Here is a 19,991-nt window from a genome sequence, read left to right on the forward strand (position 1 = left end):
CACCAAGCGGAAACGACGTCCGCCGGACGGCCACAGACCGATTTTCACGCCCAAAGGGTGTCCCCGACAGGGGACCGGACTACTCAGTCGCCAGGAACGGTCTGCTCGATGCTCCAGTCGTGCGGGACGGCCACCTCGCGCCAGGCCGAGTCGTCGTAGGCGGGGGCGGCCGCGTCGGCGTACTCACCGGTCGGGTCGGTGATGCCGCCCGGGTTGACCAGTGCGAAGCGCCAGCCGTCGCGCAGGGCGACCGTGTGGCGGCCGGTGGCGCGCGCGGCCGCCTCCGCCCCCTCGGCCGGACTGCCGAGGAGCACTCCGACGGCCGGGGCGGCCGTGGAGGCGATCAAGACGGATCTGCGAGTGACTGTCACTGGCGGCTCTCCCTCTCAGGACCCAGAAGTACTCACAACTGATCTGACAACTGATCGTGACCAAACAGAATCTGACGACGGGCCATTCCCGCCCGTCAAGAGGCCGGAGGTGTCCTGACACCCCACGGATGACAGGCGCATCCAACCGGCCACTTCGGCCGGAATCGGCCCTTGACCTCGGCCGGGACACACTCGACCGGCCCCCAGAGGGGGTTCCTGTCCGCGCGCGAACGGGACGGACTAGGCTGGAACAGATGTGGCGCGCCTGTTCACTGTGAGTGTCCGCGATGGAGTGGCGACGATGAGCCCGGAGTATCCGTTCGACGAGGCCGCGACGGCCCGGGTGGTCGTCGACGACACCGGCACCGTCGTCGGATGGAACGACGGCGCCCGGACCCTGCTGGGCTGGGCTCCGGCCGAGGTCGTGGGCCGGCCCGTCGGTGAGCTGCTGGTCGAGAGAAGGCCTCCTGCGCCGACCGGCCCCCGCTGGGACGGAACGCTCGCTCTGCGCCACAGCGACGGCCGCACCGTACGGGTCTGGCTGCTCGCCCACCACCGCCCGGCCCTCCACGACACCCCGGGCTCCTGGCTCGTCGTGACCCCGCTCACCGGCGACACGCCCCGCCCCTCCGACGACCCGCTGGCCACGGCCGCGCTGGCCCAGTCGCCGTGCGCCGTCGCCGTCTACGACGAGCGGCTGCGGCTGGCCGGGATCAACGACGCGATGGCCGCGGCGATCGGCCTGCCCGAGGAGCGCATAAGGGGACTGCGGCTCTCCGAGATCGGCGGCCGGCCGCAGAGCGCCGAGCTGGAGGCGCACATGATCCGGGTGCTCGCCAACGAGCGGGCGGAGGACATCCAGATCTACACCCGCACCGGCGGCGAGGAACGGGCCCACGCCTGGCTGGCGCGGTTCAAGCCGGTCACCGACGCCCTGGGCCGGGTGCGGGGCGTGTGCCTGGCCGCGCACGACTTCACCGAGAACTACCTCGCCCGCGAGCGGCTGCGGCTGGTCAACGAGGCCAGCAAACGGATCGGCAGCACCCTCGACGTCACCCGGACGGCACAGGAGCTGACCGAGGTGTGCGTACCCGCGCTCGCCGACTTCGTCAGCGTCGATCTGCTCGACCCGCAGGACGGCGGGGACCCGCCGCCCCGGCTCACCGCCCCCCTGGGCCTGCGCCGCACCGCACACCACTCCGTCAACGCCGGCAACCCGATGGCCGTGGCCAAGCCCGGGGACGTCCAGCACTATCCGGCGGGCTCGCCGCAGGCCGACTCGCTGATCTCGGGCCGCACCGTCGTCGCCTCCGTCGACGAGCTGAACGCCTGGCTGGCCTGGGACACCCTGCGCGGTGAACGCGTGCGCGAGTTCGGCATCCACTCCACGATGTCCGTGCCGGTCCGGGCCCGGGGCACGACCCTCGGCGTCGCCGTCCTCACCCGCTACCGGCGGCCGGACCCCTTCACCCCGGACGACGTGCTGCTCGCCGAGGAGATCACCGCCCGGGCCGCCGTCTGCATCGACAACGCCCGCCGGTTCTCCCGCGAGCGCGACACCGCCCTCGCCCTGCAGCGCAGCCTGCTCCCCCGGTCCCTGCCCAAGACCGTCGCCGTCGACGCCGCCTCCCGCTATCTGCCGGCCGCGCGCGCCGGGGTGGGCGGCGACTGGTTCGACGTGATCCCGCTGTCCGGGATGCGGGTCGCCATGGTCGTCGGGGACGTCGTCGGACAGGGCATCCAGGCCTCGGCCACCATGGGCCGGCTGCGGACCGCCGTGCGCACCCTCGCCGACATCGACCTGGCCCCCGACGAGCTCCTCACCCACCTCGACGATCTCGTCGTACGGCTCTCCGAGGAGTCCGGGGGCGACAGCAGCCCCGGCGAGGTCGGCGCGAGCTGCCTCTACGCGGTGTACGACCCGGTGTCCCGGCGGTGCACGCTGGCCCGGGCCGGGCATCCCCCGCCGCTGCTGCTGCGGCCGGGTTCCGCGCCGCACCGGATCGATCTGCCCGCCGGTCCCGCGCTGGGCGTCGGCGGACTGCCGTTCGAGTCGGCCGAGCTGGAGCTGACCGAGGGCAGTGTGCTCGCGTTCTACACGGACGGGCTGCTCGCGTCCGGCGAGCGGGACCCGGAGGCCGGGCACCGGCTGCTGAGCGAGGCCCTCGCCGCGTACTCGGACTCCCTGGACGAGACCTGCGACCGGGTGCTGCACGCCCTGCTGCCGGCCGGGGGCGTCGCCGACGACGTGGCGCTGCTGCTGGCGCGCACCCGGGGGCTGCCCGCCGCGCAGGTCGCGACCTGGGAGATCCCCGCCGACCCGGCGCTGGTCGCGCCGATCCGCAAGCAGGTCGTCGACCAGCTGGCGCACTGGGCGATGAGCGAGGCGTCGTTCACGGCCGAGCTGGTGGTGAGCGAGCTGGTCACCAACGCGATCCGGTACGGCACGCATCCGATAAGGCTGCGGCTGATCCACGACGAGACGACGTTGATCTGTGAGGTGTCCGACACCAGTCATACCGCGCCTCATCTGCGGCGGGCGAAGATGTGGGACGAGGGTGGGCGGGGGTTGCTGCTGGTCGCTCAGCTCACTCAGCGGTGGGGGTCTCGGCACACCGCTCAGGGGAAGACGATCTGGGCGGAGCTGGGGTTGTTCGAGGAGTAGCTGCGCGAGCCGCTCGGCGGGGCGCGGTAGTGCCGGCCGCCCCGGCAGGGGCCGGGGTCGTCCTCGCGGTCTTTCAGTGGCGTCCGCCGCCGGAGTGGGAACCGTTGCCGGAGCCGTACCCGTCGCCGGAGGAGCCGTAGTCGGAGCCGCCGTAGCCGTACCCGGAGCCGCCGTCCTTGCCGCCCCAGGTGCAGTAGTACCAGGAGAAGTACGAGCAGGAGGTTCCCGAGGAGGAGGTGGAGGACGAGCTCTTCGGGGTCGGGGTGGCCGACGGTGTCGGGTCGGCCGTCTGCGGCTCGGCCGCCTTGGGGGTCGGCGTCGGCGTGCCGGACGCGGTGTCGTCGACGCCCCAGTTGACGAACTCCATCTGCGGGTCGGGCTGCGAGGTGTCGATCACCCAGCGCTGGGAGGTGCCGTTGGCGCGGTTCTTCAGGACCAGGGCCCCCGAGCCGTCGGTGGCGGCGGGAGCGAGGGCCAGGTTCTGGTCGGAGCGCGGGATGAGCGTGCCCTGGAGGGTGAAGTCGTACCGGACGTTCTTCGCGGCCGCCGCGGAGGAGTCCGTGCAGGTGCCCAGCCGCACGGAGTAGCCGAGGTGGGAGTCGAGGCACAGGTTCGGATCGGCCGCGCTGCGCAGCAGCCCGTCGGTCTCGTACGTCCACTGCTGGCCCGCGTCGGAGGAGCAGGCGGCGAGCCCGGTCTCGGCGCCCTTGACGGCCTTGCCGCCGACGACGCCGATGCACAGCCCGGAGGCGACGTTGTGCAGCCGGCCGCGCAGGGTGCCCTGGGTCTCCTGGTCGGCGATCCAGGACGGGGTGTCGGTGGCGGTGTCGGTGCCCGCGGACGGGGTCTTCGCGGCGTCGCCCGCGGTCGAGCCGGTGCCGCCGTCGGAGCCCAGGGCGGCCCACACCACGAGGGGCAGGACGACCATTCCGCTGACCGTCAGGACGGCGGCGGTGAGGTTGCGGCGGCGGGCCCGGCGGGCCGCCTTCCGGTCGGAGCGGCGGGATGCGGAACGGAGTTCGATCTCGGTCCCCGGCCGGGGAGCGGTGGGGACGGCGGGCGGCAGCGGGGCCGCGGCGGGTGTGCGGGGCTCGGCCGGTGCGCCGTCGAAGGCCTCTCCGACGGCGGCCGGATGGCGCTCCCGCTCCGGTGCCGCCGTACGTTCGCGTCCGTCGGCGGTGGCCCGGCCCTCCAGGTAGGCGCCGGCCGCCCAGCCCAGGATGCCCTCGGCCAGGGCGACACCGAGGAGGCCCTCGAACTGCAGCAGTTGGTCGGCGGTGTACGCGCAGTGCCGGCACTGCTCGGTGTGGGCGCGCAGATCGGGGTCGACGTCGATGCCTCCGCGTCGGCAGGTGACGTCCAGCAGCCGGTGGTAGCGGTGGCACTCGTCGTCGGTGGCCTGTTCGCGGTGGACCTGGAGGACCTCCTCGCGCAGCCGCTCGCGGGAGCGGCGCAGTTCGACGTGGGCGCCCTCCTCGTCGAGGCCGAGCAGCCCGGCCGGGATCGCGAGGGGTTCGGCCTCGGTCTCGGTGTGCCAGAGCAGGCAGCGGGCCGACTGGGGCAGCCGCTGGAAGGCGCGGGCGATCATGCGCCGGTTGGCCGGCGGGAGGAGCCGGGCGGCGACCGGGGTGCCCTCGTCGTCCTGGGCGCGCAGGGCGGGGTGGAGCAGGTCACGGCGGCCGTCGGCGTCCCACTCGGCGGCGATCCGGCGGACGGTGGCCAGCAGATGGGGGCGCCAGGCGGCGGTCGGTCCGTCCTGGTGCTGGGTCGCGCCGAACAGCCGGGTGAAGGCGGCCGTGGTGAGCATGCCGGCCGCGCGTTCGCCGTCGGTGCACAGCCGCGCGTAGGCGAAGGCGGCCTCCCAGTGCCGGTCCAGCAGCTCACCCACGGGGTGGAGCGCGGGCTCCTCCCCCGTCCATTGGGTCAGTTCCGCGCTCAGCTGTTCGTCCGTCGCGTCGAGGCGGCGAGCCGAAGGGGAATTCGACAGGCCTGCGTCATTCACGGCTGCATTCCTCCTGGAGGCATGTCCTGGGGGAGAGGGACATGCGGCAATAGGCAGGGTTCGACACCTGTGAGGTCAGCGGAGGAGCCGGCTCTTTTGAAGCGTGGGGGGTGCGACGGAACACAGGGGTCTCGCGCGCACAGAGGGAAAACGTTGTCCGTGCGCCGACACGCCACACCTTCGCACAGCCGGACCAGGAGGAACAAGAGATCTCGCGGTTTCGTGCATGGCGTGCGGGAGCCGAGGAATTGACGAAACGTCAATGCACTGTCTGCGTTCGGGAGGGTCCCGGTATGGGTGTCCCTTTTTGCCGCCGCTTTAGGGGTGAGTTTCCCGGGAGGTCCATTGTGGCGCGTATTCCGCCCCGGTACGCCCCCGGCGGGCTCCCGTAGCGGGCTCGGAAGACGCGCGTGAAGTGGAAGGGGCTCGCGAATCCGGAGGCGGCGGCGACACGTTCCACGGAGAGACCGGTGCCCTCCAGCAGCCGGGCGGCGTACCGCAGCCGTGCCTCGCGCAGGGCCCGCATCGGGGACTGCCCGGTCTGCTCGGTGAAGAGGTGGGAGAGGCGTGAGGGGGACAACGCGACCCGCGCGGCGAGGGAGCCGACGGTGTGCGGGGCGCCGGGGTCGGCGGAGAGGATCGCCTGGACGCGTCGGACGCGCTCGTCCAGGCCGGGCGGCCGAAGGGGCGGGCGGGCGGCGGCCGTGGTGAGCAGGACGGCCTCCTCCAGTGCGCACAGGGCGAGTTCGCGGGCGGCGGTGGCGTGCGCCACGACGATCCCGGAGCCCTCCGGCGCCTCCTGTGCTCCCCCGGTCCACCGGGCGTCGGCGTGCAGGCGCCGGAAGGCCGCCTCGACCCTGTGGTGCAGGTCCGGCGGGACGGGGGTCACGGCATACAGGCCGTCGCCGGTGCCGTACGGGCGCAGCCACGGGGTCCACGACGGGCGGGCCTGGCAGTGCGCCCACCAGAACCGCCAGTGCGCGGCGCCGGGTTCGACGGTGTAGCTGTGCGGGACACCCGGCGCGAGGACGACCAGATCGCCTGTGCCGGCCTCGGTCTCGCTCCCGCCCTGACGCAACCGCCCCCGACCGCCGGTCGTCCAGGTGAACAGCCAACTGTCCGATCCCCGGGGCCGGTTGACACCGTACCCGGCCCGCTCGTCGAAGTGTGCGGCCACCACCAGACCCGGCGGCGGGGAGGGGTCCCCCCGGTCCTTTGGCCCGGCAGGGGCGGGCAGGTCGTCAGCACGCATGGGCATCCTCCGGTGGGCCGAGTCCGCCTCAACATAAGGGGGACGATCGAGGAGACGAGGAGGGCACCATGGTGCGCCGGTACGAGGAGGACGGCTTCACCGTCGTCCGGGGGCTGTTCGGATACGACGAAGTGGAGCGCCTGCGTGCGGAGTTCACGGAACTGCAGGCGGCGGGGCGGCCGGTGCCGGGGCACTTCGAACCGCGCGCCGGTGACGATCCGCTCGACCGGTATCCGAGGGTGATGCATCCGCACGAGATCAGCGCGCTCGCGCGGCGGGTGCTGCTGGACGGGCGGTTGCGGGAGGTACTGGAGACGCTGCTGGGCGAGGAGGTGCTGGCCGCGCAGAGCATGTACTACTTCAAGCCGCCGGGCGCGCGGGGGCAGGCGCTGCACCAGGACAACTTCTATCTGCGGGTGGAGCCGGGCACGTGTGTGGCGGCCTGGCTGGCGTGCGACGAGATCGACCGGGCCAACGGGGGGCTCGAAGTCGTTCCCGGTACGCATCGGATGGAGGTGTTCTGTCCGGAGGAGGCGGACGCGGAGGTGTCGTTCGCGCGGGAGTACGTGCCGCCGCCGGCCGGGCTGGCGCCCGTGCCGGTGGACATGGCGCCGGGGGACGTCCTGTTCTTCAACGGGAGCCTGGTGCACGGGTCTCCGCCGAACCGGAGCGAGGCTCGGTTCCGGCGGTCGTTCATCGGGCACTATGTGGGGCGGTCGGCGGAACGGATCGGGCGGTTCTATCGGACCTTGTCCATGAGTGGGGAGCGGGTTCCTCTGCTCGAGAGCGAAGGGGCGGGGCCCTGTGGGACGGAGTTCGCGTCGCCGTCGGAGGCGCATTAGTCGTGTGGCGGGTGCGGCTCCGCGCCCCTTTGGGTGAGTCTCAGTGGCCGGCGATGGGATGGGGGCTGTAGGGCTGTTCCAGGTCCTGGAGTTCCTTTTCGGCCAGCTGGAGTTCCACCGCCGCCACCGCGTCCTCGATGTGCCGGGGCTTCGACGCGCCGATGACCGGGGCCGTCACCGTGCTCTGGTGGAGTAGCCAGGACAGGGCCACCTGGGCTCGGGGGACCTCGCGGGTGGCGGCGATGCGGGAGACCGCCTCGACGATGGTGTGGTCGCCCTCGAGGTAGAGGGTGCTGCCGAAGGTGTCCGTGGCGCTGCGCTCGGTGCGGGTTCCCCAGTCGCGGGTGAGGCGGCCCCGGGCCAGGGGGCTCCAGGGCAGGACGCCGACGCCCTGGTCGGCGCAGAGCGGCAGCATCTCGCGTTCCTCCTCGCGGTAGAGGAGGTTGTAGTGGTTCTGCATGGAGACGAACCTCGTCCAGCCGTGCCGTTCCGCGGTGTGCTGCATCTTGGAGAACTGCCAGGCGTACATCGAACTCGCCCCGAGGTAGCGGACCTTGCCCGCCTTGACCACGTCGTGGAGCGCCTCCATCGTCTCCTCGACCGGCGTGTGCGGGTCGTAGCGGTGGATCTGGTAGAGGTCGACGTGGTCGGTGCCGAGGCGGGTCAGGCTGTGGTCGAGCTCGGCCAGGATGGCCTTGCGGGACAGTCCGCCGCCGTTGGGGCCGGTGCGCATCCGGCCGTGCACCTTCGTGGCGAGGACGATCTCGTCGCGGCGGGCGAAGTCGCGCAGCGCCCGGCCGACGATCTCCTCGCTGGTGCCGTCGGAGTAGACGTTCGCGGTGTCAAAGAAGTTGATGCCGACGTCCAGCGCCTGCCGGATCAGCGGACGCGAGGCCTCCTCGTCGAGGGTCCACTCGTGCACGCCCCGGTCGGGCAGACCGTAGGTCATACAGCCCAGACAGATCCGGGACACGTCCAGGCCCGTCGAACCGAGCTTCACGTACTGCATCGTCGCCACTCCTGACGTCGGTGGGGTACCGAAAGGGAGCGTACGTCGACCTGGGCGCCTCCCCCGGGTGACTCACTCCAGCAGGTCCAGCGCCCGTTCCCAGCCGAACTCCCCGCCCTCGTACGGGTGTCCGAACCGTACGCCCGTCCCGCGCAGCCGTATGAGGCTGTCCTGGTAGGCGGGGTGGGCGGCGAGCGCGTCGGAGACGCAGGTCAGGACACCGACGGGAATGCCCTGGCCGATCACCTCGCACAGGGTGCCGAGGGCGAGGGTGTCGGCGATGCCCGCCGCCCACTTGTTCACGGTGTTGAAGGTGGCCGGGGCGACGACGACCGCGTCCGGGTCCGGGAAGGGGCGCGGGTCACCGGGGCGACGCCAGGCCGAGCGGATCGGCCGGCCGGTCTGTGCCTCGACGGCGGCGGCGTCGAAGAAGCCGTTCATGGCGTGCGGGGTCGCGATGACCCCGACCTGCCACCGGCGTTCCTGTGCGGCGGTGATCAGCTTGCCGACGCCCGAGGCGATACCGGCGGCGCAGACGACGACGTAGAGGAAGGGCGGCTTCTCGTCCTGTTCGGTCACCCGGGAACCCTATGCGAGCGGGAAGGCCACCCCCGTTCGGACTCGGGGCGGATGCCGTGGGCGAATCCGGTCAGCGGCCTCGAAGTGTCGCGAAAGTCTCAGCGACACGCCGCCGGCACGGCGTGTCGCTGAGACTGCGCACACACTTTGCCCGGGCGGCGGACGCGGCGCGTGCGGTGGCGTCAGCGCGGACTCGGCGCTGGGCCGTGTGCAGCAACCCGGGCGGCGGTCTGCCCGGGGCGCACGGAGGCTTGTCTTTCCAGCCGTTCGCACCCCGGGAGCCCTCATGCCCCTGCGTTCCGCCCTCGCCCGTCTCACCCCGCTCCGACGGCGGTCGCGGGCCCTGTCCGTCCTCGTGGTGTGCCTGGGCGCGCTGGCCCCGGCCACCGCGGCCGGCCAGGCCGGTGCCGCCTCGGGGACGCCGGACGACCGCACACTGCAGCGCCGGCTGGAGGCGTTCCTGGACGGTCCCGGCGGGCCGCCGGGCGCCATCGCCGTGCTGCGCCGGGACGGGAGGACGCGGGTCGTGCGGGCCGGTGTCGCCGACCTCACCACCGGGCGGCAGCCCCGGACGTCCGACCACATGCGGATCGCGAGCACGGCCAAGGCGTTCAGCGGGGCGGTCGCGCTGAGCCTGGTGGACCGCCACCGGCTGCGACTGGACGACACCCTGCGCCAACGCCTTCCCCAACTCCCCTCGATCTGGGGCAAAGTGACGCTCCGACAGCTCCTGAACCACACCAGCGGACTGCCGGACTACTCGGAGTCCCCCGTGTTCCGCGCCCAGGTTCAGGCCGATCCGCACCACCGCTTCGACCCGCACCATCTGCTCGACTACGCGGCCGGCGAACCCCTGCGCTTCCGGCCCGGGAGCCGGTACCACTACTCCAACTCGGACAACATCGCCGTGGCACTGATGGCGGAGGCGGCCACCGGGACGCCGTACGAGAAGCTGCTGCGCACGCTGGTGTACCGGCCGCTGGGCCTGAGCCGCACCAGCCTGCCGCAGGGGTACCGGATGCCCGTGCCCCATCTCCACGGGTACCACGTCTCCCCGCCCGGGCCGCCCGTGGACGTCAGCGAGTTGCTGAGCGCCTCCGGTGCCTGGGCCTCCGGCGGGATCGTCTCCACGCCGGCAGACCTGACCAGGTTCATCCGCGGCTACGCCGGAGGCGCGCTGTACGGCAGGGCGGTCGTACGGGAGCAGCGGCGGTGGCGGTCCGGTGCCTCCCAGCCGGCCGGGCCGGGGCGCAACAGCACCGGCCTCGGCATCTTCCGGTACCAGACGCGCTGCGGTGTGGTGCTCGGGCACACCGGCAACTTCCCCGGGTACACCCAGCTGATGGCCGCGACCCCGGACGGCCGCCGCTCGCTGACGTTCTCGGTGACCGGTCAGATCAACGCGGCCCAGACCCCCGCCGTGCTGGCGCGGATGCGCGCCCTCCAGGAGGACTTCGTCTGCGCCCTGCTGCGGGGCAAGGGCTGAACACCGTGGGGGTCCGTGGGGGTCCGTGGGGGGCATCGGCCTCGGGACGGGAAAATCGCTTGCCGGTGGGTGGGGGTGGGCCACAGGATCCCGCCATGTCTCGATTCGCCGTTCCGCTGCCGCTGATGTCCGACGCCGTCCTTCCGGCGCGGGTCCAGCAGCAGCCCGGCCGTCCCCGGAGGCCCGATCCCGCGCGTCCGTGACGGCCGCGCTCGTCGCGGGCCTGATCGCGGGCTACGGCATCGCCGTGCCCGTCGGGGCCGTCGCGACCTACCTCGTCTCCCTCACCGCCCGTACCTCTCTGCGCACCGGCGCGTGCGCCGCGCTCGGCGTCGCCACCGCCGACGGGCTCTACGCCCTCCTGGCCACCGTCGGCGGATCGGCTCTCGCCGCCGCGCTGCGGCCGGTGCTGGTGCCGCTGCGCTGGGCCTCGGCCCTGGTGCTGCTGGTCCTCGCAGTGCGCGGCGCGCTGACGGCCGTACGCCAGTACCGGGCCCACCGGCTCGCCACCCGCTCCGTGCCCACGCCGCCGAACGCCGCCCGGGCCTACGTCGGTCTGCTCGGCATCACGCTGCTCAACCCGACCACCGTCGTCTACTTCGCCGCGCTGGTGCTCGGCACCGGTACCACGGACTCCGTACGGCCCCTGGAACAGGGCGTGTTCGTGCTGGCGGCCTTCGCCGCGTCGGCGAGCTGGCAGCTGCTGCTGGCCGGGAGTGGCGCCCTGTTGGGCCGGACGCTGACCGGCCGCCGGGGGCGCCTGGCGACCGCGCTCGTGTCGAGCGGGGTGATGACCGTGCTGGCCGTGGCGATGGTGACGTAGGCGGGCGCGGCCCGGCTGGGCGGGCCCGGCTGGGCGGGGGTGGGGTTCGCCTGCCCGCGCCTGCGGGGTGCCGCTGCGGCCACCCGTGCCGCCTGGGGGCACCTCCCAGGCCTTTAAGGCACTGGGGGAGGCACGACTGCCCGCAGCTACGTCAGACCGTAGGCGACGGTGAGGTGCAGGGCGAATCCGGCCCGGTAGGGATGCCCGGTATGGGCCGCGGTCTGGCGGCTCTCGCCCAGCACCACGGCGTCGGCGCCGTCGACGAGGACGCGCGGCCAGGCCCGGTAGTGGTCGGCCGCGTCGGCCCGGCCCGCGCGGTGCCGGATCCAGGGCGTCTCGGTGCGGCCGTGTCCGTCCTCGGGCCGGGACAGCCGCCGGTCGACGCCGTCGGCGTACAGCGCGGCGATCCGCTCGGGGTCGCCCTCGCCGATGCGGCACAGCAGTTCCTCGACGACGGCGCGGGTGTCGGGGTCGGTGTCGGGGTCGGTGTCGGTCGACTTCGTCATGGTCCCGAGTGGGAGGTAAGGGCGTCGGGGGCGGGCCGACCGGTGCGGATGAATCGCGGGGGCATCGGTGTTGAGGGGGACAGCCGATCGGAACGACCATGTGACGAAGGGGACGGATACCATGCCTCTCGAAGGCGAGTACGAACCCAGCCCGACCCAATGGGTGCGCGAGCAGGTGGAGTTGTACGAGAGCTCCGGCGGCACCAAGGGCACGACACTGATGGACACGGGGCTCCCGGTCGTCCTGCTGACCACCCGGGGCGCGCGCAGCGGCAAGCTCCGCAAGACGCCGCTGATGCGGGTCGAGCACGACGGGCGGTACGCGCTCGTCGCCTCCCAGGGCGGGGCGCCCACCCACCCGGTCTGGTACCACAACCTCAAGGCCGACCCCGAGGTGGAGCTCCAGGACGGGCCCGAGAAGCAGGACATGACGGTCCGCGAGATCAGCGGGGCGGAGAAGGACGCGTGGTGGGAGCGTGCCGTCGCCGCGTATCCGCCGTACGCCGACTACCAGAAGAAGACCGACCGGGAGATACCGGTGTTCGTGGCAGAGCCGACGGTGGCGGCCGCGACCCGCTGACCCGGCCACGGCCGACTCGTAGAAAAATCTGTCGCCCGGGCGCATGAACCGGCCCTCACCGGGCACCCGACAGTCAGGCCCCGCCGCGCTCCCCCGTCGCGGCGGGGCTCTCATGTCCGCGCTGGAGCGCTCAGCCGGGATCACACCGTGACGTCGGCGGAAATCGGGGAACGCGGTCGGCAGGAGGGCTCCGGTGGCCGGTGGGGCCCGCGCACACCGACCTCGACCTCGGGAGGTTCCATGAGCGGCGGGGGCGGCGGCAACAGCGCGTACGGGCACCGGCGGTTCGAGCGGTCCAGAAGTCACTTCACGGACCGGATCACCGCGGACGGCCGGGACGGCTGGCCGGTGACGGCCGGGCGCTACCGTCTGGTGGTCAGCCGTGCCTGCCCGTGGGCGAACCGGGCGATGATCTCCCGGCGGCTGCTCGGCCTGGAGGACGCGCTGTCGCTGGCGATCGCCGACCCGATCCAGGACGACCGCAGCTGGCGCTTCACCCTCGATCCGGACGACCGCGACCCGGTCCTCGGCATCCGCCATCTCAGCGAGGCCTACGACCGGCGGGAGACCGGCTACCCGGGCGGGGTCAGCGTGCCGGCGATCGTGGACGTGCCCAGCGGTCGGCTGGTGACGAACGACTACCAGCGGATCACGCTCGACCTGGCCACCGAGTGGCGGGCCCTGCACCGGCCCGGCGCACCCGACCTCTATCCCGAGAAGCTGCGGGACGAGATCGACGCCGTGATGGCCGAGGTGTACGAGGACGTGAACAACGGGGTGTACCGGGCGGGCTTCGCCCGTGGTCAGGAGGAGTACGAGACGGCCTGCGCGGCGCTCTTCCGGCGGCTGGAGCTGCTGAGCTCACTCCTCTCCGGGCAGCGCTATCTGGTCGGCGACACGATCACGGAGGCCGACGTCCGGCTGTTCACCACGCTCGTCCGCTTCGACGCCGTGTACCACGGACACTTCAAGTGCAACCGCTGGAAGCTGACCGAGGACCAGGCGCTCTGGGCGTACGCCCGTGACCTGTACCAGACTCCGGGATTCGGTGACACCGTCGACTTCGACCACATCAAACGGCACTACTACCAGGTGCACTCCGGGATCAATCCGACGAGGATCGTTCCCGTCGGTCCGGACCTGGCGGGCTGGCTCACCCCGCACGGCCGGGAGCGGCTCGGCGGCCGCCCCTTCGGGGACGGCTCCGCGCCGGTGCCGGTCCGCGCGGAGGAGGAGGTCCCGCCTCGGGGGCGGCCCTGACCAGGCGATACGGCGCTGAAGCAGCTCAAGGAGGAGGACCTCGTGGCCCGGAACAGGAAAAGGAAGCTCCCTCTCGTGTACCAGCCCGTGGGTTTCGTCCTCGGCTGGGCGAGCGGCGCGCTGGCCGGGATCGCCTTCCGCAAGGCGTGGAAGGCGATCCGGCACGAGGACGACGCCCCCGACGCCCTGGACCGTGATCGCGGCTGGGCCGAGATCCTGCTGGCCGCGGCGCTCCAGGGAGCGATCTTCGCGGTGGCCCGCAGCGCGGCCGACCGCACGGGCGCGAAGGCCATCGAACGCTCGACGGGGGCCTGGCCGGCGAAGGAGAAGGGAGGCCGGGACTGAACCGGGTGCCTTGGGTTCACCCCCCGTTTCAGCCGGCCACCAGCCACTCCCCGTCCCGCATCACCTCGCACCCCTCGGTCTCCTCCTCGCGGGTCCGCCAGGAGTGGATCCGCTGTGGGCGGATGAGGAAGTACAGGTGGGGCGTGGCCAGTTCACGGGGGTCGAAGCCGGTCTTGCCCGCGAAGATCTCGGCGTCCTCCTCCGGGAGTTCGTAGGGCGGTACGGGGACGGCGCGGCCCTCGATCATGACCACGTCGTCGGCGGGGCCGACGGCGAGGCGTGCCACGCGGGTGTCGAGAAGAGCACGGCCGGTGGGCGCGTTGACCGGGGTGGCGACCAGCAGGACGGCGCCGTCCCAGACGTAGGAGAGCGGGGCCAGATAGGGAGCCGCGCCGTCCTCGGCGGCCGTGGCGACCCAGACGTCGACGTCCTGTTCCAGCCGGTGGAGCGTGTCGTGCTTGCGCTGCTGCGCGGTGCGTGCCGCTGCTCGGGTCATGTCTCCAGTGTGGCCACGGCCCGCGCACCCGCACCCTGGGACAGGTGGACTTCTTGGACAGGTGTCCACTATAACGGGACACCTGTCCAAGAAGCAGAGGGAGATCATGGAGATCCTGGCGAATGTGCTGGTCGCGCTGGTGGCGGCGCTGCATGTCTACATCCTGGTGATGGAGATGTTCCTGTGGCAGAAGAAGCCGGGGATGGGCTTCCACGGGTTCGATGCGGAGATGGCGCGGCGGACTGCCGCGATGGCCGCCAATCAGGGGCTGTACAACGGGTTTCTGGCGGCGGGGCTGGTGTGGGGGCTCGTCGCCGACGATGCGACGGGGTTCGCCGCGCAGGTGTTCTTCCTGTCGTGCGTGATCGTCGCGGGCGTGTACGGCGCGGTCACCGCGAACCGGCGGATCCTGGTCGCCCAGGCGCTGCCCGGTGCGCTCGCCCTGGCCGCCGTACTGATCGCGCGGTGATCCGGGCGGAGGCCGAGGACCCGCGGGCGGCGCGGACGCGGGCGAGGCTGCGGGCCGCGCTGCTGGCGGAGTGTGCGGAGCGGCCGCTGGAGGAGGTGGGCGTGGCGGCGCTGGTGCGGCGGGCCGGTGTCGGCCGGGCCACGTTCTACGTGCACTATCCCGATCTGGAGGCCCTCGCCGTCGACGCGTGCGCCGATGTCGTGCGCGAGGCCGTGGAGGCACTGCACGCCTGGCAGGGGCGGCCCGACCCGGTGCGGGCGCCCGCCGCCCTCGGCGGGTTCTTCGCCTCGCTCACCCCGCACGCCCCGCTCTACCGCGGCCTGCTCGCACCGGGCGGCGGTGGCCCGCTCGGCCGGGTGCTGCACCGGGACCTGCGGGCCTACAGCCTGCGGGAGCGCGAGCGGGCGGGCGCGGCGGACGCCCCGCTCGTGGCGTCCGCCGTCGCCGCGACCTTCGCGGGCGTCCTGGCCGACTGGCTGCACGGCGACCTCGGCGGTACACCTGACGAAATCGCCGACCAGGTCTGGCAGTTGCTGGTCGCCCTGCACGCGAGCCGCTGACCGGGACGGTCACTTGCAGGCCACCATCTCCTTCGCCAGCGGCCAGGCCTCGACGCCGTCGGAGGTGCGGACGTAGGCCGTCGTGCGGTCCTCCGCCAGCCACAACCGCCAGTCCCGGTAGCGGTATCCGGTGTCGTGCGCGTCGTCGGGCATCCGGACGTCGCCGTCGTACGGGGCGGTGAGCAGGCCGCTTTCGAGCACACCGTCGGGGTCGCGGACGTACTGCCGGTGGTCCTCGCCCCGGCCGGTCCCCAGGAAGTGCGTCTTCTCCCAACCGCAGTGCTCCGCGCCGGCGTAGCTGGACAGGGAGGTGGTCGGTACCCGCTTCCCGGCGCGGTCGGTCCAGATCTCGTGGCCGACGGAGTCGGTGAAGCTCGCGGGGAGTTCGGCCGGGTCGCAGGAGGCGTGGGTCTCCGGCCCCCAGCCCGGCCTTTCCTCCTGGTCCTGGGCGACGACGACCGCGACCTTCGTCCGGCCGCCGATGTCGTACGAGTACAGGACGCGGTCGTCCGCCGTGCGCTCCACGCGGTAGCCGGAGCGGGGGACTTCCGGCTCGAACATGTCGAAGAAGAGCCGCAGCCCGTCCTCCGGGGTGTCACCGCCGTCGCGCCTGCTCCAGCCGTCGGGGCCGCCGCCGGTGTAGATCTCGCCGTCGCACTCCAGCGCCCGGCCCGCGGCACCGGACTCGGTGAGCAGGGCCTGTGGGGTGCTCTCGTCGAGGGTCTTCGTGGCGATGTCCAGCGGTCCGTCGTACGGCGTCGCCGGCGGCGTTCCCTCGACGACCACGTCCGCCCGCTCCCCCGCCCCGCAGCCCACGACGGCCATCAGTGCCACCGCCCCCGTCACCGCCACCAGTCCTGCGCGCATACCCGTCCCCGTCCCTCCGGTCGTTCACCGTGCCGTGTCTCTTCGACGCCGGGGCGGGGCGATCCGTTCAGCGGGTCGTGCTCCAGGGCCCTGGCCCGGGTGGCCGCGGTGCTCGCGGAGCCGGTCTCGGGCACCGGCTGCCGGAGGCGGCACCGGCCGAGGTCAGCACCCGGTCGTCGTCGACGAAGAGGACGTCCGGGTGGAGGTCCACCTCCGGGTGCCTCCGGCGGAAGCGGTCGGCGACCTTCCAGCGGGTGGTGGCGCGGCGGCCGTCGAGGAGGCCGGCCGCGGCCAGGAAGAATCTTGCAGATCGCCAAGGCGCGCGGCGCGTATGTGATCGGGACGGCCGGCGCGGGCAGGCACGCGTTCTTGCGCGGCCTGGGCGGGGACAACGCGATGCGCTCGCTGCGGGTGCTGCGCCCGCACGGCTCGGGGTGCGCGCGGTGCGGATGCTCGTGGACGCCGACCGGGCCGGGATGCGGACCATCGCCGAACGGGTGAGGGCGGGCAAGCCGCACGCCACCATCGCGGGGACGTTCCCGTTGGCCGGTGCCGCCGAGGCGCACAGGCTCGGCGACACCGGCCGGACCACCGGGAAACTGGTGCTGATGATCCGTCAGAAGGTCAGCACCGGCTTGATGGTCTTGCCCGAGGTCATGTCCTGGACCGCCTGGCCGATGTCCTCGAAGGCGTAGGTGCCGATCAGGCGGTCCAGCGGGAGCCGCCCGGCCTTGACCAGATCCACCAGGGCGGGGATGAAGGTCTGGGTCTCGCTGTCGCCGAGGGTGAGGCCGACGACCCGCTTGCCGCTGAGCAACCCGTTGACGTCCAGGGCGACTTCGCTGCCGAAGGGCGGTGCGCCGACGACGACCAGGGTGCCGCGGGCGGCGAGCGCGTCGACGCCCTGGCGCAGCACGGCCGTACTGCCCGTGGTCTCCACGATGCCGTCGGCGCCCCGGCCGCCGGTGATCTCGGCGATGGCCTCGCCGAGCGTCGTCTGTCCGGCGTCGACAGTGTGGGTGGCGCCCAACTCCTTGGCGAGCTCCAGACGTTCGGCGACCCGGTCGACGGCGATGATCGTGGTGGCGGGGCTGAGCACGGCGGCCATGACGGCGGACAGGCCGACGGCTCCGGCGCCGAGGACGACGACCGTGCCGCCGGCCGTGGGCTTCAGGACGTTCCAGACGGCACCGACGCCGGTCTGCACCCCGCAGCCCAGCGGGGCGATCGACGCCAGCGGTACCTCGGGGTCGACCTTGACCAGGCTGCGCTCGTCGACGAGGGCCCGCTCGGCGAAGGAGGACTGGCCGAAGAAGTGCCCGCCGAGCGGCTCGCCGTCGCGGCTGATCGTGCTCGTGCCGTCGGCGCGGCGGCCCCCGATCAGGTTCAGCGGCAGCCAGGTCGCGCAGTAGGCGGGGTGGCCGCCGTGGCAGTTGCGGCACTCGCCGCAGGAGGTGAAGGAGAGGACGACGTGGTCGCCGGGGGCCACTCCGGTGACGGCCGGGCCGACCGCCTCCACGACCCCCGCGCCCTCGTGGCCGAGGACGCCCGGCAGCGGGAAGGGCAGTCCGCCGCTTGCCACACCCAGGTCGGTGTGGCACAGGCCGGCCGCCACCAGCCGGACGACCGCCTCGCTCGGGCCGGGCTCGGCGAGGACGACCTCGGAGAGGGTGAACGGTGCTCCGGCGGACTCGACGACGGCCGCGCGTGTGGTGATGGACATCGGTTGAACTCCCTTTGCTGTGCGGCGCGTTCAGTCGAGCGAGACGACGACGGACTTGACCTTGGTGTACGAGGCGAGCGCCTCGGGGCCGTACTCGCGACCGAAGCCGGAGTCCTTGACGCCGCCGAAGGGGACGGCCGGGTCGAGCATGGCCCAGTCGTTGACCCAGACGATGCCGGCCTGGAGGCGGTCCGCGACCCGGTGGGCGCGGGCGAGGTTGCCGGTCTGCACGCCCGAGGCCAGGCCGTACGGCGTGGAGTTGGCGAGGGCGATCGCCTCGTCCTCGGTGTCGAAGGGCTGGACGGTGAGGACCGGGCCGAAGATCTCCTCCTGGATCACCCGGGAGTCGTTCGGGAGGTCGGCGATGACGGTGGGCTTGTAGTAGTAGCCGCCGTCGAGGTCGAGCCGCTCACCGCCGCAGACGATGCGTGCGCCCTCCTTGCGGGCGAGGTCGACGTACTCCTCGACCTTGCGCAGGTGCTTCTCCTTCGCCATCGGTCCGACGACGGTCTCCGCCGCGCGCGGGTCGCCCACGGGCACTCCGGGGACGGCCTCGGCGAGGATGTTCAGCAGGGTGCTGTAGACCGGGCGGGCCACCAGCAGGCGCGGGCCGCCCATGCAGAACTGGCCGGTGTTGAAGACGAAGCCCTTGATGACCGCGCCGACGGCCTTCTCCAGGTCCGCGTCCTCGAAGACGATGTGCGCCGCGTTGCCGCCGAGCTCCATGGTGACCTGCTTGAGGTTCTCGCCGGCGATGCTCGCGGCGTGCCGGCCGATCGCGGTGGAGCCGGTGAAGGCGATCTTGTCGACGCCGGGGTGGCGCAGCAGCGCCTCGCCGGCGACCGGGCCTGTGCCGGTGACGACGTTGACGACGCCGTCGGGCACCCCGGCCCGCTGGAGCAGTCCCGCCATGTACAGGGCGCTCAGCGGGGTCTCGTCGGCGGGCTTGTGGACGACCGTGTTGCCGGCGGCGAGGGCTGGGGCGAGCTTCGAACCGGCCAGGATCAGCGGGAAGTTGAAGGGGGTGATGGCGGCGACGACGCCGATCGGTCCGCGCTTGGTGTAGGCGAGGGCGTTCATCGGGATGTCGCGGTTGCCGCCCTCCAGGGAGAAGGCGAGGGTGGCGTAGTACTCGTAGTCGTTGGCCGCGTTGGTGACGTCGACCGCGTGGGCCAGCGTGATCGGCTTGCCGACGTCCAGGCTCTCCAGCCGGGCGATCTCGTCGGCCTCCTCCCGGATCAGCTGGGCCACGCGCAGCAGGACGCGACCGCGCTCCCGGCCGCTGAGCCCGGACCACCGGCCCGAGTCGAAGGCCTCACGGGCGGCCCGCACCGCGGCGTCCACGTCGGCGGCGCCCGCCTCCGCGACAGTGGTGACGACCGCGCCCCGGGACGGGTCGACCACCTCGGTCCGCGCTCCGTCCGCGGCCTCGCGCCACTGTCCCCCGATGAACAGTCGACCGGGGTCGATCTCGAAGGTGGTCATCGCCACTCCTCAGCATCGTCGCCAAGATTTCAACAAACAGGATTCCTGTTGGTTCGCAGTCTCTTTACAGACAGGTTTCCTGTCAATGGTCTACGCTCGGACTCATGGCCGGCACCCAGACAAGCACCCAGACGCCCCAGGCGGCGACGCCCGCACCTACGTCGCACAAGGCGCCCCCGTCCCTGCTCTACATGGTGAAGCAGGTGGAGCTCGTCGTGCGCTCCCGTCTGGACGAACTCGTCAAGCCGTCCGGCATCACCGCCCTGCAGTACACGGCGCTGACCGTCCTGGAGCGGCACGACGGACTGTCGGCGGCCCAGCTGGCCAGGGACTCCTTCGTGACCGCCCAGTCGATCGCCGATCTGGTGCGCTCCCTGGAGAGCCGCGGCCTGATCCGTCGCGAGCGCAATCCGCGCAACCGGCGCGAGCTGCTGATCCTGCTGACCGACGACGCGCGCACGCTGCTGGAGCAGTGCGCGCAGCCCGTGCGGGAACTGGAGGAGCGGATGGTGCGGGAGCTCACCGCGCACCAGACGGAGCAGTTCCGGACAGCCCTGTCCAAGGCGTGGCACGCCCTCTCGTAAGCTTCTCGCACCCCTTCGCTCACGGCGCGAAAAAACTCGGCCGAGACACGCCCAAGTTTCGAAGACATATGTCAATCGAACATGCTG

Annotated in this window: 19 protein-coding genes and 3 pseudogenes; 11 read left to right on the forward strand and 11 right to left on the reverse strand. The window is 72.5% G+C overall.

Going from position 1 to position 19,991, the window contains the following annotated elements; all coding sequences use genetic code 11:
- Nucleotides 1–98: 98 nt before the first annotated feature.
- Nucleotides 99–371, reverse strand: a pseudogene (locus ACLZN2_RS28145) (hypothetical protein); the annotation flags it as partial.
- A 301-nt stretch (nt 372–672) separates the two neighbouring features.
- Between ACLZN2_RS28145 and ACLZN2_RS28150 the strand changes: the two are divergent.
- On the forward strand, nt 673–3,036 hold the full coding sequence (locus ACLZN2_RS28150) for a SpoIIE family protein phosphatase (RefSeq protein WP_416981999.1): 2,364 nt from the start codon (nt 673–675) through the stop codon (nt 3,034–3,036).
- Between the two features lie 73 nt (nt 3,037–3,109).
- Here the strand turns inward: ACLZN2_RS28150 and ACLZN2_RS28155 are convergent, their stop codons facing one another.
- Nucleotides 3,110–5,038: an RICIN domain-containing protein gene (locus ACLZN2_RS28155; RefSeq protein WP_416982001.1), complete on the reverse strand. Its 1,929-nt coding sequence runs from the start codon at nt 5,036–5,038 to the stop codon at nt 3,110–3,112.
- Between the two features lie 259 nt (nt 5,039–5,297).
- Nucleotides 5,298–6,290 (reverse strand): helix-turn-helix domain-containing protein, encoded by a 993-nt coding sequence (locus ACLZN2_RS28160; RefSeq protein WP_416982002.1) that lies wholly within the window; start codon nt 6,288–6,290, stop codon nt 5,298–5,300.
- A 68-nt stretch (nt 6,291–6,358) separates the two neighbouring features.
- Here ACLZN2_RS28160 and ACLZN2_RS28165 point away from each other — a divergent pair, with 68 nt between their 5' ends.
- Complete coding sequence (locus ACLZN2_RS28165) at nt 6,359–7,132, forward strand: phytanoyl-CoA dioxygenase family protein (RefSeq protein ID WP_416982004.1); 774 nt, start codon at nt 6,359–6,361, stop codon at nt 7,130–7,132.
- 40 nt (nt 7,133–7,172) lie between these two features.
- Here ACLZN2_RS28165 and ACLZN2_RS28170 read toward each other — a convergent pair whose 3' ends face one another.
- Together ACLZN2_RS28170 and ACLZN2_RS28175 are read right to left on the reverse strand one after the other, a co-directional pair.
- Nucleotides 7,173–8,141 (reverse strand): aldo/keto reductase, encoded by a 969-nt coding sequence (locus tag ACLZN2_RS28170; RefSeq protein WP_416982005.1) that lies wholly within the window; start codon nt 8,139–8,141, stop codon nt 7,173–7,175.
- Between the two features lie 72 nt (nt 8,142–8,213).
- Nucleotides 8,214–8,720: a flavoprotein gene (locus tag ACLZN2_RS28175; RefSeq protein WP_416982007.1), complete on the reverse strand. Its 507-nt coding sequence runs from the start codon at nt 8,718–8,720 to the stop codon at nt 8,214–8,216.
- 286 nt (nt 8,721–9,006) lie between these two features.
- Between ACLZN2_RS28175 and ACLZN2_RS28180 the strand changes: the two genes are divergently transcribed.
- Together ACLZN2_RS28180 and ACLZN2_RS28185 are read left to right on the forward strand one after the other, a co-directional pair.
- Nucleotides 9,007–10,206 (forward strand): serine hydrolase domain-containing protein, encoded by a 1,200-nt coding sequence (locus ACLZN2_RS28180; RefSeq protein WP_416982009.1) that lies wholly within the window; start codon nt 9,007–9,009, stop codon nt 10,204–10,206.
- A gap of 199 nt (nt 10,207–10,405) precedes the next feature.
- Nucleotides 10,406–11,029 carry a LysE/ArgO family amino acid transporter gene (locus ACLZN2_RS28185; RefSeq protein WP_416982010.1) on the forward strand — a complete coding sequence of 208 codons (624 nt, stop codon included), beginning with the start codon at nt 10,406–10,408 and terminating at the stop codon, nt 11,027–11,029.
- Nucleotides 11,030–11,175: 146 nt separating this feature from the next.
- On the opposite strand, the gene ACLZN2_RS28190 is transcribed toward ACLZN2_RS28185, so the two are convergent.
- Nucleotides 11,176–11,535, reverse strand: a complete 360-nt coding sequence (locus tag ACLZN2_RS28190) for a nuclear transport factor 2 family protein (protein ID WP_416982012.1) — start codon at nt 11,533–11,535, stop codon at nt 11,176–11,178.
- Between the two features lie 121 nt (nt 11,536–11,656).
- Here ACLZN2_RS28190 and ACLZN2_RS28195 point away from each other — a divergent pair, with 121 nt between their 5' ends.
- From ACLZN2_RS28195 to ACLZN2_RS28205, 3 genes are all read left to right on the forward strand, one after another.
- Nucleotides 11,657–12,115, forward strand: a complete 459-nt coding sequence (locus ACLZN2_RS28195) for a nitroreductase family deazaflavin-dependent oxidoreductase (protein ID WP_416982013.1) — start codon at nt 11,657–11,659, stop codon at nt 12,113–12,115.
- Nucleotides 12,116–12,355: 240 nt separating this feature from the next.
- The gene (locus tag ACLZN2_RS28200) at nt 12,356–13,375 is read left to right on the forward strand and encodes a glutathione S-transferase family protein (RefSeq protein ID WP_416982015.1); all 1,020 of its coding nucleotides are present in this window, start codon (nt 12,356–12,358) and stop codon (nt 13,373–13,375) included.
- Nucleotides 13,376–13,417: 42 nt separating this feature from the next.
- Nucleotides 13,418–13,720 carry a DUF4235 domain-containing protein gene (locus ACLZN2_RS28205; RefSeq protein ID WP_416982016.1) on the forward strand — a complete coding sequence of 101 codons (303 nt, stop codon included), beginning with the start codon at nt 13,418–13,420 and terminating at the stop codon, nt 13,718–13,720.
- Between the two features lie 28 nt (nt 13,721–13,748).
- Here the strand turns inward: ACLZN2_RS28205 and ACLZN2_RS28210 are convergent, their stop codons facing one another.
- Nucleotides 13,749–14,216, reverse strand: coding sequence for a pyridoxamine 5'-phosphate oxidase family protein (locus tag ACLZN2_RS28210; protein WP_416982017.1), 468 nt, complete (start codon nt 14,214–14,216; stop codon nt 13,749–13,751).
- A gap of 106 nt (nt 14,217–14,322) precedes the next feature.
- Between ACLZN2_RS28210 and ACLZN2_RS28215 the strand changes: the two genes are divergently transcribed.
- Together ACLZN2_RS28215 and ACLZN2_RS28220 are read left to right on the forward strand one after the other, a co-directional pair.
- Complete coding sequence (locus ACLZN2_RS28215) at nt 14,323–14,685, forward strand: DUF1304 domain-containing protein (RefSeq protein WP_416982019.1); 363 nt, start codon at nt 14,323–14,325, stop codon at nt 14,683–14,685.
- On the forward strand, nt 14,682–15,245 hold the full coding sequence (locus ACLZN2_RS28220) for a TetR/AcrR family transcriptional regulator (RefSeq protein WP_416982021.1): 564 nt from the start codon (nt 14,682–14,684) through the stop codon (nt 15,243–15,245). The genes ACLZN2_RS28215 and ACLZN2_RS28220 overlap by 4 nt, the downstream gene beginning before the upstream one ends.
- 9 nt (nt 15,246–15,254) lie before the next feature.
- Here ACLZN2_RS28220 and ACLZN2_RS28225 read toward each other — a convergent pair whose 3' ends face one another.
- Nucleotides 15,255–16,112, reverse strand: a complete 858-nt coding sequence (locus tag ACLZN2_RS28225; RefSeq protein ID WP_416982022.1) for a hypothetical protein — start codon at nt 16,110–16,112, stop codon at nt 15,255–15,257.
- A 139-nt stretch (nt 16,113–16,251) separates the two neighbouring features.
- Nucleotides 16,252–16,416, reverse strand: a pseudogene (locus ACLZN2_RS28230) (AraC family transcriptional regulator); the annotation flags it as partial.
- Between ACLZN2_RS28230 and ACLZN2_RS28235 the strand changes: the two are divergent.
- Nucleotides 16,416–16,726, forward strand: a pseudogene (locus ACLZN2_RS28235) (zinc-binding dehydrogenase); the annotation flags it as partial. The pseudogenes ACLZN2_RS28230 and ACLZN2_RS28235 overlap by 1 nt on opposite strands.
- Before the next feature lie 2 nt (nt 16,727–16,728).
- On the opposite strand, the gene ACLZN2_RS28240 reads toward ACLZN2_RS28235, so the two are convergent.
- Complete coding sequence (locus ACLZN2_RS28240; protein ID WP_416982023.1) at nt 16,729–17,835, reverse strand: NAD(P)-dependent alcohol dehydrogenase; 1,107 nt, start codon at nt 17,833–17,835, stop codon at nt 16,729–16,731.
- Between the two features lie 30 nt (nt 17,836–17,865).
- Complete coding sequence (locus ACLZN2_RS28245; protein WP_416982024.1) at nt 17,866–19,320, reverse strand: aldehyde dehydrogenase family protein; 1,455 nt, start codon at nt 19,318–19,320, stop codon at nt 17,866–17,868.
- Between the two features lie 191 nt (nt 19,321–19,511).
- Between ACLZN2_RS28245 and ACLZN2_RS28250 the strand changes: the two genes are divergently transcribed.
- Nucleotides 19,512–19,904 carry a MarR family winged helix-turn-helix transcriptional regulator gene (locus ACLZN2_RS28250; protein ID WP_416982177.1) on the forward strand — a complete coding sequence of 131 codons (393 nt, stop codon included), beginning with the start codon at nt 19,512–19,514 and terminating at the stop codon, nt 19,902–19,904.
- Nucleotides 19,905–19,991 lie beyond the last annotated feature (87 nt).

The sequence above is a fragment of the Streptomyces sp. T028 genome, assembly GCF_048159505.1.
Classification (GTDB): domain Bacteria; phylum Actinomycetota; class Actinomycetes; order Streptomycetales; family Streptomycetaceae; genus Streptomyces.

Coding starts and splice junctions, on each gene's coding strand:
- ACLZN2_RS28150 (WP_416981999.1), top strand. CDS start 673: ATGAGCCCGGAGTATCCGTTCGACGAGGCCGCGACGGCCCGGGTGGTC.
- ACLZN2_RS28160 (WP_416982002.1), bottom strand. CDS start 6,290: ATGCGTGCTGACGACCTGCCCGCCCCTGCCGGGCCAAAGGACCGGGGG.
- ACLZN2_RS28165 (WP_416982004.1), top strand. CDS start 6,359: ATGGTGCGCCGGTACGAGGAGGACGGCTTCACCGTCGTCCGGGGGCTG.
- ACLZN2_RS28170 (WP_416982005.1), bottom strand. CDS start 8,141: ATGCAGTACGTGAAGCTCGGTTCGACGGGCCTGGACGTGTCCCGGATC.
- ACLZN2_RS28180 (WP_416982009.1), top strand. CDS start 9,007: ATGCCCCTGCGTTCCGCCCTCGCCCGTCTCACCCCGCTCCGACGGCGG.
- ACLZN2_RS28190 (WP_416982012.1), bottom strand. CDS start 11,535: ATGACGAAGTCGACCGACACCGACCCCGACACCGACCCCGACACCCGC.
- ACLZN2_RS28195 (WP_416982013.1), top strand. CDS start 11,657: ATGCCTCTCGAAGGCGAGTACGAACCCAGCCCGACCCAATGGGTGCGC.
- ACLZN2_RS28200 (WP_416982015.1), top strand. CDS start 12,356: ATGAGCGGCGGGGGCGGCGGCAACAGCGCGTACGGGCACCGGCGGTTC.
- ACLZN2_RS28210 (WP_416982017.1), bottom strand. CDS start 14,216: ATGACCCGAGCAGCGGCACGCACCGCGCAGCAGCGCAAGCACGACACG.
- ACLZN2_RS28215 (WP_416982019.1), top strand. CDS start 14,323: ATGGAGATCCTGGCGAATGTGCTGGTCGCGCTGGTGGCGGCGCTGCAT.
- ACLZN2_RS28225 (WP_416982022.1), bottom strand. CDS start 16,112: ATGCGCGCAGGACTGGTGGCGGTGACGGGGGCGGTGGCACTGATGGCC.
- ACLZN2_RS28240 (WP_416982023.1), bottom strand. CDS start 17,835: ATGTCCATCACCACACGCGCGGCCGTCGTCGAGTCCGCCGGAGCACCG.
- ACLZN2_RS28245 (WP_416982024.1), bottom strand. CDS start 19,320: ATGACCACCTTCGAGATCGACCCCGGTCGACTGTTCATCGGGGGACAG.
- ACLZN2_RS28250 (WP_416982177.1), top strand. CDS start 19,512: ATGGTGAAGCAGGTGGAGCTCGTCGTGCGCTCCCGTCTGGACGAACTC.